The following is a 13,575-nucleotide window of genomic DNA, read 5'->3' on the forward strand; positions in this document are numbered from 1 at the left end:
GTCGTCGGCGACGGACGGTGGACACGACTGCGAGAGAGCGGGGAGGGGACGTCGGTCGAAGACCGTGGTGCTCGGTCACTCGAGTAGCAAACGTGAGAATCGAAGCGAGAAGTCGGACGGGAAAATCGACCGGGTGGTCCGACTCAGGGCGTTTCGCTGGTTTCGAGGGAGAACTCGCCGCGGGGGTAGGCGACGCAGGTGAGGACGTAGCCCTCGCCCATCTCGTTTTCGTCGAGCATCTGCTGGTCGTCGTGTTCGACGAGTTCGTTGGAGTCGCCGGAGATCTGTCCGCCACAGGAGACACACTGGCCCTGGCGGCAGGCGTAGGGGAGGTCCCAGCCCTGGTCTTCGCCGGCCTCGAGCAGCGTCTCGTTGTTCGCGACTTCGATCGTCTCGCCTTCCTTGACGTACTCGATCTCGAAGTACTCGATCTCGTCTTCGGGGATGTCGCCGGGGCCCGAGGTCTCTTCTGCGCCCTCCTCACCTTCTTCGAGTTCGCCACCCGCTTCGCCGCCGGCGACTGCACCTGCCGCGACGCCGCCACCGCCGATGGCGCGGTTCATCGGTTCGGGGAAGTCCGTTTCGGGGACGGTCTCGGCACGACGCTCGAGGACGTCCTGGGTGATGTCTTCGCCGGCTGTCCACGGTGTGCCCTTGATGAAATGCAGGGCCACAGCACCCACGGTCATCACGAGTCCGATAATGAGCCCCATCTGACTGTAGTCCATATGCGTGGCATTTGGGTGCGGTGATTTAATTGTATTGCCTTTTGTCTGCCGTCAGGACGCCGTCGACGCCCGTGATCTCGTCCCCGAGGGCCTGGCGCGAGCGTCGTCGCCGTCGTCAGTCCCGCCGGGGAACCTCGTGGCGGCCGAACCCGTAGCGCAGTCGGTTCGCGAGGCGTCGCGAGAACCGACCGTCGTCGGCCCGCGAGCCGAATCGCTCGGCCAGTGCGGTGTAGATCAGCGGCACCGGAACCTCCTGTTCGAGGCCCTCCTGGACCGTCCACGTCCCCGTCGAGCCGCCCTCGACGCGGTCCGCGACCGTCCCCAGATCCGTCCCCTCCTCGCGGAAGGCCTCCTCGCAGAGTTCCAGCAGCCACGAGCGGATCACCGCGCCGTTGTTCCATACCGTCGCGACCGACTCGAGGTCGAGGTCGTACCGGCCCTCGTGGAGCAGTTCGAATCCCTCGCCGTAGGCCTGCATCAGGGCGTACTCGACGCCGTTGTGGACCATCTTGACGTAGTGGCCCGAGCCCGCGGGACCCATATGACCGTGGCCGTCTGAGCCGGTGGCGACGGCGTCGAAGATCGGCTCGAGTTCGTCGTAGGCCGATTCGGGGCCGCCGATCATCAGCGAGAAGCCGAGTTCCGCGCCGGCGGGGCCGCCCGACGTTCCGCAATCGAGGTACCTGGCGGGACAGGACTCGGCGCGTCGGATCGAGTCCTGGAAGTAGGAGTTGCCACCGTCGACGACGACGTCGTCGGCCGAGAGGTGATCCTCGAGATCGTCGAGTGCGGCGTCGACCGGTTCACCGGCAGGAACCATCAGCCAGATTCGTTTCTGTTCGCCGAGTCGGTCTGCGAGGTCGGTCACCGACTCTGCGGGTTCCGCGCCGGCCTCCGCGGCGTCGGCGACGGCCTCCTCGTCGAGGTCGAACGCGACGACGTCGTGGCCCGCCTCGAGAACGCGGCGCGTGACGATCTGTCCCATTCGACCGAGTCCGATTACGCCCAGTTGCATATGCTGGCGTGCGCTCGCGGCCGTGGTAGGGGTTGCGATTCGGATCCGTCGACACGATCACGCGCCGATGGCTCGACGAGCGAGCCGGCGATCGAAAATCCGCACGCTATCGAGCCCGTGCCGACGGAACCCGAGCCGGCCGGCTCACGGGATCGGTTCCTCGAGGCGGACCCAGCCGAACGCGTCGAGGACGACGACGCGGCCGTCACAGTGGACGTAGACGCCATTGTACTCCGTGCCGTCTGCGTCGTGATACGGCAACGACGCCCGGAGTGCGTCGACGACGCGCCAGGCGTCGTCGCACTCGAGCGTGACGTGTTCCCACTCGTCTCGAGCGTCGTTTCTGACGGCCCGCTCGATCGCTTCGCCGGCGGCTGGGAGGTCCTGTAGTCGCCGGGAGGAGACGTCCACGACAGTCGCGTTGTCGGGGATCTCCTTCTCCTCGACGATCCGCGCGCCGACGTCGGCTCTGGTCTGCCCGTCGCGTGCTCGCGTGCGGCCAGCACGGAGAACGTAGCCTGCGGCCGCAGCCGTTCCCACTGCGAGCAGTGACAGGGCCATGCCTTTGCCCCTGATCATCATGCATTGACGTTACAGCAATCGACTAAGTATCTTTCGTAGACCGTTCACGCGCCAGAATCGTTTCGCTCAGAGAAACTGAACGAACGCACCCGTCGTAATCAGGCCGCCGACGACGAGCAGCCCGACCGCGACGACCGCCGCGACGCGGAACACCGGAAGTGCGTCTCGAGCCGGCTCCCGGAGCTTTTTCCCGTTGAGGCCGGACTCGAAGCGCTTCGCGCCGATCTCGACGAGGCCGGCAAGCGCGAGCCAGAGGACGACCATCAGGAGCACGAGCTGGCCGTTGATCGACGTGAACAGTCCCTGTCCCTCGCCGCCGATCGTGTACAGCCTCCCCGCGAGATGGCCGCCAGTGAGAAAGAGGACGGCGGCGCTCACCCGCGAAATGGTGGTGAGTTTGCTGGAGACGACCTCGAGTGGCTTCGTCGAGTTGAACACACCATCCCGGGCCAGCGGCAAGACGACGAGCGCGACGTAGAAGACGCTCCCGGCCCAGATGGCGGCGAACACCAGGTGGGTGATTCGGGCAACGACGATATCGACCATACTCGAAGGCTCGAAGACGGGTCGTATGAGCGTTGCGACTCGTCTCGATCGATCGGCCGATTGCTATCTCGAGACGAATAGCTTCTCGTTCCGTACAATTCGGAGCCGAAACGGATGGCAGCCGGTCGATGTCACTCGAGCCACGCCGGCGCAAGGTTAGCGATCTGTCGGCGAAATAGCGTGTATGCGAAGGCCGGAACGAGGGCGGCGGCGACGACGACTCTGACCCGCCCGTCGAAGACGACCAGCGGGGGCACCGCGAGTGCGAGTCCGAGCGCGAAGTCTTCGGGCGCTCCGTCGTAGCGGACGTACCGTCTGGCCTGCATCCACCGCCCGGCGAAGTGGTTGTAGACCGCGTTCTCACGGGCGTCCGTCCAGGGATCGAACTCCGGACCGTTCCCGAGGGCGTCGCTCGCGGCGTGGAGCCAGGCGGCGACGGCGAACGCCGCGAACCCGACGGTGAGACCCGAGGGAACGAGCGCGGCACCGATCGCCGACGGAACGGCGAGTACGCTGCCGTAGACGGGAAAGTGCAGCGTCCGCCGGTGTTCGAACGCGAGATCGAAGTCGGGGAACAGCCCGCCCGCGATCGCACCGGCTGCGAGGGGAACCGCGAACTCGGGTGCGACGTGTACCAGTGGTGCGACGATCGCGAGTCCCGCGAACACGTGCGTCGTCGCCATCATGAGACGACGTACGGAACGGAAGGTGAAAACGGTATGCGAATCGGCCGACTGCTACAGGTTCTCGCCCTGGTAGCTGCCGTCGTAGACGTCGTCGTGGTCGGCCTCGGCGAACACGAGCTGGGCGATCCGTGCGCCACGCTCGAGTTCGACGTCGTGGTGGACCTGCAGGAGACCCTCACCACGGCCCTCGTAGCCGGCGTCCCACACCGCGGTGTTGAGCATACAGGAGTTGCGCATGAGCGACGACCGCGGATAGACGAACCCGACGTGTCCCTCGGGGATCTCGATCCGTTCGCAGTAGCGGACGACGTACCCGCCCGTCGGCAGGTAGTACGTCTCGGGCGTCTTCTGCTCGAGTTCCTCGAGCGGACGTGCCACCCGGTCACCGATTTCCTTCCCGTCGGTGGTGATACGGCCGGGTTCGCGCTGTTCGAAGACGACGTCGAGCGTGAGGTCGACGCCGTTGGGCTGGACCTGCTCGTCGATCACCGGCGAGACGTGGTCGGCGACGAAGGTGCCGGAGCGATACATTCACTCGAGTTCGCGCCCGCTACGGGCAAAAGCGTGTCGCGTTCGGGTCGGTTTGCGGTGCGGTCGCGACGTGCATCGTTGCCGACCGGTCGCCGCCAGTTCGGATCGTCTCGAGAGAACTATCGACTGAACGTTTGGTCACTGCTGGCGCAATATTTGCAGCGTGACCGTCTAAATCGCCGGATCTTACATGTTCATCCACGACAGAAACACGCTGGTTTTATCAATCCGGAAAGCCGATGTCCGGACGCTATGGGACAAACCCTTACCGAGAAAATTCTCGACGACCACCTCGTCGAGGGCGACCTCGAAACCGGCGAGGAGATCGGTATCGAGATCGACCAGGTTCTCACCCAGGACACGACTGGGACGATGGTCTGGCTCCAGTTCGAAGCGATGGGACTGGACGAGGTCCAGACCGAGATCGCAGCCCAGTACTGCGACCACCAGACCTACCAGTTCGACTTCAAGAACACGGACGACCACCGCTTCCTTCGCTCCGCTGCCGGCAAATTCGGCGCTTACTTCTCTCGCCCCGGCAACGGCATCTGTCACAACGTCCACCGCGAGAACTTCGCGGCTCCCGGCAAGACGCTGCTGGGCTCGGACAGCCACACGCCGACCCCCGGCGGACTCGGTGAACTCGCCATCGGCGCTGGCGGGATCGACGTCACCGTCGCCATGGGCGGCGCACCCTACTACATCGAGATGCCCGAAGTCGTCAACGTCCGCCTCGAGGGCGAACTCCCCGAGTGGGCCACGGCGAAAGACGTCATTCTCGAGATGCTGCGTCGGCTCACCGTGAAAGGCGGCGTCGGCAAGATCCTCGAGTACACCGGCCCCGGTGTCGAGTCGCTCACCGCTCCCGAGCGGATGACGATCACCAACATGGGTACGGAACTCGGCGCGACGACGTCGATCTTCCCGACCGACGAGCAGACTCGCGACTACCTCGAGCGCGTCGGCCGCGAAGACGAGTACGTCGAACTCCAGCCCGACGACGACGCCGAGTACGACGACGAGATCGTCGTCGACCTCTCGGATCTCGAACCGCTGATCGCCCAGCCGTCGATGCCGGACAAGGTCGTGCCCGTCAGCGAGGTCGCCGGCACTGACGTCCAGCAGGTCATCGTCGGCTCCTGTACCAACGGCGGCTACGAGGACATCCTCCCCGTCGCGAAGATGCTCGAGGACCGCGAGGTCGCCACGGAGACCGAGACGATCGTCGCTCCCGGCTCCAAGCAGGCCTCCGAGATGCTCGCTCGCGAGGGCTGGGTCGCGGAGATGATGGCCGCCGGCGTCAACTTCTCCGAGGCGACGTGTGGTGCCTGTATCGGCATCGGCCACGTCCCCGCCTCCGACTCCGTCTCGCTGCGGACGTTCAACCGCAACTTCGAGGGCCGCTCGGGCATCGAAGACGACAACGTCTTCCTCTGCTCGCCTGAGGTCGCCGCCGCCGCGGCGATTGCCGGCGAGATCGTCGACCCCCGGGACCTCGCCGACGAACTCGGCGACCTCGAGGCCCCCGGCGTCGAACTCCCAGAGGAGTACACCGGCTCGAAGACGGACCTCATCGCACCCGACGAGGCCGTCGACGACGAACTCATCAAGGGTCCGAACATCGGCGACGTCCCGCTGAAAGATCCCCTCGATTCGGACCTCGAGGGCGAGGCGCTCCTGAAGATGGAGGACAACATCACGACCGACCACATCATCCCCGCGACCCAGGACATCCTGATGTACCGGTCGAACGTCCCCAAACTCTCCGAGTTCACCCTCTCGCGCATCGACGAGACCTTCGCCGACCGCGCACTCGAGTCCGACGGCGGCTTCCTCGTCGCCGGCGAGAACTACGGCCAGGGCTCCTCGCGCGAACACGCCGCGCTCTGTCCGATGTACCTCGGTATCCAGGGCGTCTTCGCACAGAGCTTCGCGCGCATTCACCGCGCGAACCTCTTTAACTTCGGTCTCATTCCGCTGACCATCGACGAGGAGACCTACGACCAGCTCGAGCAGGGCGACGACCTGGAGATCGTCGACGACGTCCGCGAGGGCGTCGAGAGCGGCTCCGAGGAGTTCACCGTCCGCGTCAACGACGACTGGGAGTTCACCGCCGAACTCGACGCCTCCGAGCGCGAACGCGACATCCTCGCCGCCGGTGGCAAACTCGCCTGGACGAAACAACAGGCCGAAGAGGGCGCAGGCGCGGCACCTGCCGACGACTGATCGACGCGATCGACGGCCGACCGTCTCCGTCTCTTTCCTTCGATTTTCTCCTGCGAGTGGCCGAGAACCGTGAGCGACGGGAATCGATCCGACGAGCGCTGATGGGCACGATCGGTACTCGAGTTCAGCCCTGCCGCCAGCTCGCCTCGACGCGCTCGGTCACCGTGCCGCCGTCGAGTTCGACCGTCGCCCCTGCCCGGTCGCCGTTCCCGCCGCCCGGCGACGCCGGTGGGCCAGTGTCGGTGAGCACGATCTCGATCGTCGCCGCGTCGGGCTCGAGCGGCGGCTCGAGGGCGACGTCGAGTGCAGTCGCGTCTCGCCGGTCGATCGATCCCGTGGTCACGCGCTCGTCGCCGTCGACTGCCACCGAGACTGACACCTCGTCGGCGTCGGTGAAATCGAGCGCTGGTGCGGTTTCGACGTCGCTGTAGTCGAACCGAAGCCGCTCGAGTGCGGTCCCATCGACGTCGACGGTCCGAAGTCTCCACTCGTGTTCGAAGACGCCCCCGCCGGTCTGGCGGACGTCGACCGTCGCCGCGTCGACGTCGATCTCTGGCCACTCGAGTACGAGGTCGCGCTCGGCCTCGATCCGGGTTCCGTCGCTGCTGGCGTCGATCTCGATCGTTCCCATCACCGTGGAGCCGGGCGGCCTCTCGCCGCCCGGATCCTGGTTCACGGTGACGTTCTCGAGTCGCTCGCCGGGACCGAGTCGGTCGCCGTCCGCGCCGACGACGACCCGGTCGTCGGATACGTCGACGCCGTCGGCCGAGTCGAACCGGAACGTATCGACTGCGAGCGTGACGGTGATCGGTTCCGGAAGCTGGTTGATCACGTCGAACGAGACCGGTGGCCGACGAGGCTCGCCCCCGAACAGCAGGCCGCCGTCCTCGACCCCGTCTTCGGTCAGCCCGAGGTAGGCGTCCGCGTCGTCGACGACTGCGACGCGAACGTCACGATCGGTCCTCGCGGTCGAGAAACCGGTGGTGTCGACCGCGAGGACGCCACTCGAGCCGACGATCATCGCCAGCGTCGCGCGTCGGGTCCGTTTCATGACTATCGCGTGCCGTCGCTGGTCCGTTCTGATCTCGAGTATCGCGTGTTCAGTCGTCGATCCATCAGTCGTCTCCCGAGCGGTCGTGGTACTCGAGTTCCACGCCCGGCGGCTCGTCTGCGATCCCGAGCCGGTTTTGCCGCTCGCAGTACCGGTGTGCGATCGCGGAGACGGCGAACGTGACGACGACGAACACGCCCCAGGTAGACGGCGTGAGCTGGCCAAGCGGCGTCAGGTCGTTCGTCGCTACCACGTACAGTGCGCCGGCCAGCGTCGTCAGTCCGAGGTAGTACGCGCCCCAGGGAATCTCCCGTCCGCGGACGACGTCCATGTAGATCTCGACGTTCTCGAGCGCCGGCGTCGGTTCGACCGTGCCCCGGTCGCGATCGAACTCGACGACGCCAGCGGCGTCCATCTTCGGGAGGTGTGACTGCTGGAGTGCCGTGTAGACTCGCTTTCGATCGCTACTCGAGACCTCCTCGAACGCGAGGCCGTCCTCCCAGGCGGCGATCTCCTGTGAGAGGTCGCCGATGTCGACCCTCCGGTCTTCTCGCATGAGCGTGTGCAGGATGTGCCGTCGCCGCTGGTTTGACAGGAGCGTGAAGAGCTCGTCTTCGGTGAGGACGTCGTCAGCTGTCCCCGCCGCGGCGTCTCCTCCGTCGTCCGTCTCCAGTTCCGACGTCTCGGTTCCCCCGGACGCTTCTGCGTGAGTTGCCCCCATTTCGGATACACGCTAGTACGGCATGGGCCAAAAATGTTGGTCTGTAAATAACTGTTTGAATCCAACCAGTTCTGAAACCGCCAAAATCGGGATTCTCGCCGGACTCGAGTCAGTCGGTCAACGCCATCGATACCATCCAGACGGCCGGTCAACCGGTGGTATACCGACTCTCGAGGCCCGGTCGGACCCGGCTTGACCGACGGTCAACCGCGTCGATACCGACTCGAGGGGCGAGTCAACGACGGCTGGACCGCAGGTTCGGCTGCCCCGAGTGGTGGTCGACTCGAGTCAACCCGTTCCATACGCCCGTGCCGGTCCAGTCGGGCGGGCGTTGACTGATGGACACCAGACTCTGCGATCGACTCCACGACTGTATTACAATACCCCTTGCTGGACACGGCTGATCTGTGATCCCCGCGGTGGGGATCGGGGCGACGACGAGCCGACGTGGAGCCGACGAGGTGTGGTCGCCCTCGAGCGACAACGACACGGAGAATCCAACCATGCAACGACGCAAATTCGTCATCGGAATGGGAGCACTGGCATCGGGAGCAGCTGCGGTCGTCGGTACCGGCGCGTTCTCGAGCGTGACCGCGACACGAAACGTCGACGTCGAGGTCGCCGACGACGCGTCCGCCTACCTGCGACTGCAGGGAACTGGCGGCAACAACTCGGAGTACGTCACCGACGACGGGGACGGCGGCACGCTGATGATCAACCTCGATTCGGGCAACTCAACTAGCGCGGGCGGTGATGGCGTCAACCCCGACGCAGTCACGGAAATCGACAACGTGTTTACCGTCGAAAATCAGGGTACTCAGGAGGTCAACGTGGATATTTCCAAGTCCGGAAACAATTCGGGTCTCGTCGAGTTCTATCCCAGTAACGGAGACTACAGCGGCAGTCCGCTCTCGAGTAGTGCCACCACCCTTGGACCCGGTGAAAGCACGGTAGTCAGCATCAAAGTCGACACGACGGACAGTAACCTCGGCAGCGGCGACCAGCTGCTTGACTCGGTGACCTTCAACGCGGTCGCGACGCCGAGCAGCTAACCGGGTTGGAACGTCATGGAACGACGAAAATTCGTCCTGAGTGTCGGCGCGCTCGCCGCCGGTGGCAGCCTCACGCTCGGCACCGGCGCGTTCAGCAGCGTCGAAGCCGAGCGCGACGTCGCCGTCAACGTCGCCGACGACGCCAGCGCGTATCTTGGGATTCAACCCGGCGATGGACCGAACGGCAACTACGTCGACACGACGGCCAGCAACGCGCTCGCGATCAACCTCACCGGCGACAACGACAACATCGGCGACGGACTCGCCGGTGGGGAGGGACTGAACGCGAACGCCATCACGGGGATCGCAGACATCTTCCAGGTCCAGAACCAGGGCACCCAGGAGATCGAACTCCAGGTGACGCCACTGGCGTTCGGCGACGTGAGCTGGCAGAACTTCGACGGCGTACTGGGCGTACTTCTGGTTCCACATGCTGGGAGTATCGACGTCGAAATCGAGTGGGGGATCCCACCATCGGTCAACTTCATCTCCATCTCGACGCTGTCGCCCGGCGACGAGATCGAGTTCAGCCTGGTGGCGTTCGCACTGCCCGAAAGCGCAGTCGACTCGGTGGCTGTCGACGACGAAATCGAACTCACTGCGGAGGCGATCTAACATGGCAGACGACACACCAACACTCAGCGATTACGAGGAGACCGCCGACGTCGAATTCGACCTGAGCGACGAAGAGATCGACCGCGAGACGATCAATGCGGAACTGGAGCGGCTCTTCTCCAGCTAGCGGCTGACACAGGCTTTTTCGACCGCCGGCGTCACTCATCCAGTCACGATCGATTCCCCACACAATCTCCATACAGTCACGATCGATTCCCCACACAATCTCCATACAGTCACGATCGATTCCCCACACAATCTCCATACAGTCACGATCGATTCCCCACACAATCTCTATATCTCGTCGGTGATCTCGAGCGACAGTTCTCGGCGGTCGTCACGCCGGCCGTTCTGGACCACATGTCGGCATTCGCTCGTTTTCGGACGCTGCTGTACCCGCTCGAGCCCACAGTCTCACGTTAACTTCCAGTTCACCAACCGTGAGACGCCTCAACGGCCGTATTACAATGGGTCGTCGTATCGCCCCCTCGAGTACCCTCGAGCCGCCGTGTGCCGCCCGGAACGGCCACGCAGGGAACAGGGAGGGGAACTCGAGCCATGGATGGATCGACGATACGACGCTACCTTCGAGCACTGGTCGCCGCGATCGACGACCGCCAGACGGACGAGCGAACGGGAATCGTCGACAGAACGCCGCTCGACCGGCGACTCTGGCTCGCCGTCGTGGTCGCGACCGCCGCGGATCTCGGGACTACCGTCGGCGGCCTCGAGCTCGGCCTCGAGGAGTCGAACCCCGCGGGAGTGCTCGTACTCGAGAGCGCGGGCGTCCTCGGACTCCTCGGGGTGAAAGCGATGGCCGTCGGGTTCGGGCTCGTGATCACGGCTGCCGTCCTGCGAGCGCCGGATCGGATCGCCCCGGACTCCGTCGTGCTCGTCGTCCCGGCCGCGCTCGCGAGCGTGTGGCTGCTCGCCGCGACGTGGAACGCGTACCTGCTGGCGATCGTCCTGGTCGGTGCGTGACGGCCCATCGCTCTCTCGCTCTCGCCGTCCTCGTTTCTTCGCTCTCGAGGGGTCAACGAGGACGATACCGTCCACTCGAGTTCGAAATCCTCCGTTGACCGTCCCGAGAGGGTGGGTCAACGGCCGTCTTACAATGGCGACGGACGACCGCCGCTCGATCGTCGTGACCACCACCGCAAACTGGTTGACTGCCACAAATTACAAATGAATAAACATAATGTAACTAGGTGACGAATGATCCGACGGGGGGTCGAACGGGGGCTACAGGGGGTGGCGTTCGTCGTCCTCGTCTCGCTCGTGGCGGGACAGGTGCTCGGCCAGCCGATCCTGCTCGGGTTCGTCGAGACGGGGAGCATGGAGCCGACGATCGACACCGGCGACGGCTTCGTCGCGATCCCGAGCGAGGTGACCGGCGACCCGGAGCCCGGTGACGTCGTCGTCTTCGAGGCCGAGGAGATCCAGGGCGGCGGGCTGACGACCCACCGTATCGTCGAGGAGACCGATCGAGGGTACGTGACCCGCGGCGACGCGAACCCGTTTACCGACCAGGACGGCGACGAGCCGTACGTCCAGGACGCCCAGATCGTCGCCGAGGCGTGGCAGGTAAACGGCGAGATCGTGACGATCCCGGCGTTCGGGACGGCCGTCATGACCGCGAGCGGCGCACTCGAGTCCGTCCAGACGCGGCTGGCCGTCGCACTCGGCGTCCGGAATCTTCCGGGTGCGTCGGGACTTGCGGTTCCGATTCTCGGCGTCTCGATCGTCCTCTACGTCGCCGAGACGATCCGCGAACGACGGGAGCCGTCGCTCGAGTCGCGCACCGGCGACGAGGCGGACGACTGGCTCGATCCCCGGCTGCTCTCGGCCGGCTTCGCGCTGCTGGTCGTCGTCGCGGCGGCGGCGGCGATGATCGTACCGGCTGGCACGCAGTCCTACGCCGTCGTCAGCGCGGAGTTCGACTCGGAGCGACCGCTCGTGATCGAGCGGGAAACGACCGGCGAGATCCCGTACCCGGTTTCCAACGGCGGGTTCGTTCCCGTGATCTCCTACGTCGAACCCGGCAGCGAGGACGTGACCGTCGATCCCGGACGGGCGATCGTCGGGCCACGCGACGAGACGACGGCGACGGTCTCGATCACGGCCCCAGAGGAGACGGGCCACTATCCGATGTACGTCACCGAGTACCGCTACCTGTACGTGCTCCCGGCCCCGGTCGTCGACGCTCTCTACGCGGTCCACCCGTGGGCACCGTCGACGGCGATCCTGTCGCTGCTGGGCGGTGGCACCTACGCGATCGGGCGAGTCCTCTCGGGGCCAGGCGACGTCCGCTCGAGACGGACGGCGATCCGAAACCGCTGCAGAGAGACGCGATCGATCGTTCGGAGGCGAAACTGAGATCGACATGACATTCCTATCGACGGAGACTGGCGAGGCGGCGGACGAGGAGCGACGGCTGCGACTTCGCGTCCTGCTCGAGGAGTATCGAACGGTACTGATCGTCGCGTTCGTCGTCCTGGTAGTCCTTGGGGGGTGGCTGAGCTACGGTGCGTACGCGAATCCGGGCGAGGAGACGACACGGCAACGTGAGTCCACCTGGACCGCCACGGGCGACGTCTCGCACGACGCCACGGTCACGGAGCCGAACTCGGTCTATCCCACCGGGACCCGACTCGAGAACCGGCCGCTGTACTACACGGCGATCAGCCCGACGGTCGACGGCGAGTTCGTCGGGGGGTACGAGTCACGGACCGGCGACGGCGTCGACGTCGCGCTCACGGTCGACCTGTCCTATCGTGCGGTCGATCCCGACGACGGGACCGTCTACTGGAGCGAGCGAGAACGGCTCGCGTCGACGACCGGCGAAGACGTCGACCCGGGCGAGAACGTCACCGCCACGTTCGCCGTCGACGTCAGCGACGTCGCGACGCGGATCGACGAGATCGAGTCCGACCTCGGAGCCAGTCCGGGCGAGACCGAGGTTGTCCTCGAGTTTGGCCGGGTGATCGAGGGAACGATCGACGGCGAGCAGCGGTCGGCCACGGACAGCTACCGGGTTCCAATCGTCACCGAGGGCGGGACGTACCGGCTCGAGGGCCAGGACTCCTACGACGAGCCGTACGAGGAGTACGAGACCGAGGTCGTCACCGCCTCGGCCGGTCCGGTGCGGACGGTCGGCGGGCCGGTGCTCCTGCTGGTGGGCGTCGGCGGTCTCGGGGGACTCGCGTACGCCTCCCGACGGCTCCCGGAACCGACGGCCGCCGAACGCGAGTGGCTCGTGTACCGCGACGACCGCGCCCGATTCGAGGAGGTGATCACGACCATGGCGCTGCCCGACGCGGCACTCGAGGGGCCGCGAGCGAAGCCGGAGACGCTGGCGGCGCTGGCCGAGTTCGGGATCGACGCCGACGCTGCGATCGTCTTCGATCCGCAGCGAGAACTGTACGTCGTCCGCCACGACGGGATAGTGTCCGTCTTCGAGCCACCGACGCCCGCGTCGGTAGCCGACGGCCGCGACGACGCGAGTTCCGGCGACGACGGGCGGATTTCGTTCGTCGAGGCGTCCGACTCGGCGTCGGCGAGCGAGGGGACGACGACTGGCGAGCCCACGTCGAAATCGGACGCCGACCCCTCGGCCGCGAGCGACGACGACCCGTTTACGTTCGCCGGACTCGAGACGGCAGCGGACGAAACCGCCGAGTCCGACTCGAGCGGCTGGCACGCACAGTTGGACGAGTCGGGCCCGGACGAGGGTGACGCGGACGATACCAACGGTGGCGACTGATCGGATTCGATCGCTTCACCCGTAGACTGGCAGTCGCGTAGCGCCTTCGAGGTCGGTCG

At 65.7% G+C, this 13,575-nt stretch carries 15 protein-coding genes; 7 read left to right on the forward strand and 8 right to left on the reverse strand.

Annotation, left to right across the window (positions count from 1 at the left end):
- Positions 1 to 143 precede the first annotated feature (143 nt).
- The 6 genes from MU558_RS09335 to MU558_RS09360 form a co-directional block, all read right to left on the reverse strand.
- Positions 144 to 728 (reverse strand): 2Fe-2S iron-sulfur cluster-binding protein, encoded by a 585-nt coding sequence (locus MU558_RS09335; protein WP_246974752.1) that lies wholly within the window; start codon positions 726 to 728, stop codon positions 144 to 146.
- Positions 729 to 843: 115 nt separating this feature from the next.
- Complete coding sequence (gene gnd / locus MU558_RS09340) at positions 844 to 1,743, reverse strand: phosphogluconate dehydrogenase (NAD(+)-dependent, decarboxylating) (RefSeq protein WP_246974755.1); 900 nt, start codon at positions 1,741 to 1,743, stop codon at positions 844 to 846.
- A gap of 144 nt (positions 1,744 to 1,887) precedes the next feature.
- Positions 1,888 to 2,325: a hypothetical protein gene (locus MU558_RS09345; protein ID WP_246974757.1), complete on the reverse strand. Its 438-nt coding sequence runs from the start codon at positions 2,323 to 2,325 to the stop codon at positions 1,888 to 1,890.
- A gap of 66 nt (positions 2,326 to 2,391) precedes the next feature.
- Complete coding sequence (locus tag MU558_RS09350) at positions 2,392 to 2,871, reverse strand: copper resistance protein CopD (RefSeq protein WP_246974760.1); 480 nt, start codon at positions 2,869 to 2,871, stop codon at positions 2,392 to 2,394.
- A 131-nt stretch (positions 2,872 to 3,002) separates the two neighbouring features.
- A complete protein-coding gene (locus MU558_RS09355) occupies positions 3,003 to 3,557 on the reverse strand; it encodes a metal-dependent hydrolase (protein WP_246974763.1) in 555 nt (184 codons plus the stop codon).
- Positions 3,558 to 3,608: 51 nt separating this feature from the next.
- Positions 3,609 to 4,088, reverse strand: a complete 480-nt coding sequence (locus MU558_RS09360) for a deoxyuridine 5'-triphosphate nucleotidohydrolase (protein ID WP_246974766.1) — start codon at positions 4,086 to 4,088, stop codon at positions 3,609 to 3,611.
- Positions 4,089 to 4,340: 252 nt separating this feature from the next.
- Between MU558_RS09360 and MU558_RS09365 the strand changes: the two genes are divergently transcribed.
- Complete coding sequence (locus MU558_RS09365) at positions 4,341 to 6,314, forward strand: aconitate hydratase (protein ID WP_246974769.1); 1,974 nt, start codon at positions 4,341 to 4,343, stop codon at positions 6,312 to 6,314.
- Between the two features lie 124 nt (positions 6,315 to 6,438).
- On the opposite strand, the gene MU558_RS09370 is transcribed toward MU558_RS09365, so the two are convergent.
- Positions 6,439 to 7,365, reverse strand: a complete 927-nt coding sequence (locus MU558_RS09370) for a hypothetical protein (protein WP_246974772.1) — start codon at positions 7,363 to 7,365, stop codon at positions 6,439 to 6,441.
- A 64-nt stretch (positions 7,366 to 7,429) separates the two neighbouring features.
- The gene (locus MU558_RS09375; RefSeq protein WP_246974775.1) at positions 7,430 to 8,086 is read right to left on the reverse strand and encodes a DUF7344 domain-containing protein; all 657 of its coding nucleotides are present in this window, start codon (positions 8,084 to 8,086) and stop codon (positions 7,430 to 7,432) included.
- Between the two features lie 503 nt (positions 8,087 to 8,589).
- Between MU558_RS09375 and MU558_RS09380 the strand changes: the two genes are divergently transcribed.
- From MU558_RS09380 to MU558_RS09400, 6 genes are all read left to right on the forward strand, one after another.
- Positions 8,590 to 9,138: a DUF1102 domain-containing protein gene (locus tag MU558_RS09380; protein WP_246965890.1), complete on the forward strand. Its 549-nt coding sequence runs from the start codon at positions 8,590 to 8,592 to the stop codon at positions 9,136 to 9,138.
- Positions 9,139 to 9,153: 15 nt separating this feature from the next.
- Positions 9,154 to 9,753, forward strand: a complete 600-nt coding sequence (locus MU558_RS09385) for a hypothetical protein (protein ID WP_246965891.1) — start codon at positions 9,154 to 9,156, stop codon at positions 9,751 to 9,753.
- 1 nt (position 9,754) lies between these two features.
- The gene (locus MU558_RS23175; protein WP_265781212.1) at positions 9,755 to 9,880 is read left to right on the forward strand and encodes a hypothetical protein; all 126 of its coding nucleotides are present in this window, start codon (positions 9,755 to 9,757) and stop codon (positions 9,878 to 9,880) included.
- Positions 9,881 to 10,311: 431 nt separating this feature from the next.
- Complete coding sequence (locus tag MU558_RS09390; protein ID WP_246965892.1) at positions 10,312 to 10,734, forward strand: DUF5658 family protein; 423 nt, start codon at positions 10,312 to 10,314, stop codon at positions 10,732 to 10,734.
- Positions 10,735 to 10,968: 234 nt separating this feature from the next.
- Positions 10,969 to 12,129, forward strand: a complete 1,161-nt coding sequence (locus MU558_RS09395) for a signal peptidase I (RefSeq protein WP_246965893.1) — start codon at positions 10,969 to 10,971, stop codon at positions 12,127 to 12,129.
- A 7-nt stretch (positions 12,130 to 12,136) separates the two neighbouring features.
- On the forward strand, positions 12,137 to 13,516 hold the full coding sequence (locus MU558_RS09400; protein ID WP_246965894.1) for a DUF5305 domain-containing protein: 1,380 nt from the start codon (positions 12,137 to 12,139) through the stop codon (positions 13,514 to 13,516).
- The last annotated feature ends 59 nt before the right edge of the window (positions 13,517 to 13,575 follow it).

Source organism: Natribaculum luteum, assembly GCF_023008545.1.
Lineage (GTDB): Archaea > Halobacteriota > Halobacteria > Halobacteriales > Natrialbaceae > Natribaculum > Natribaculum luteum.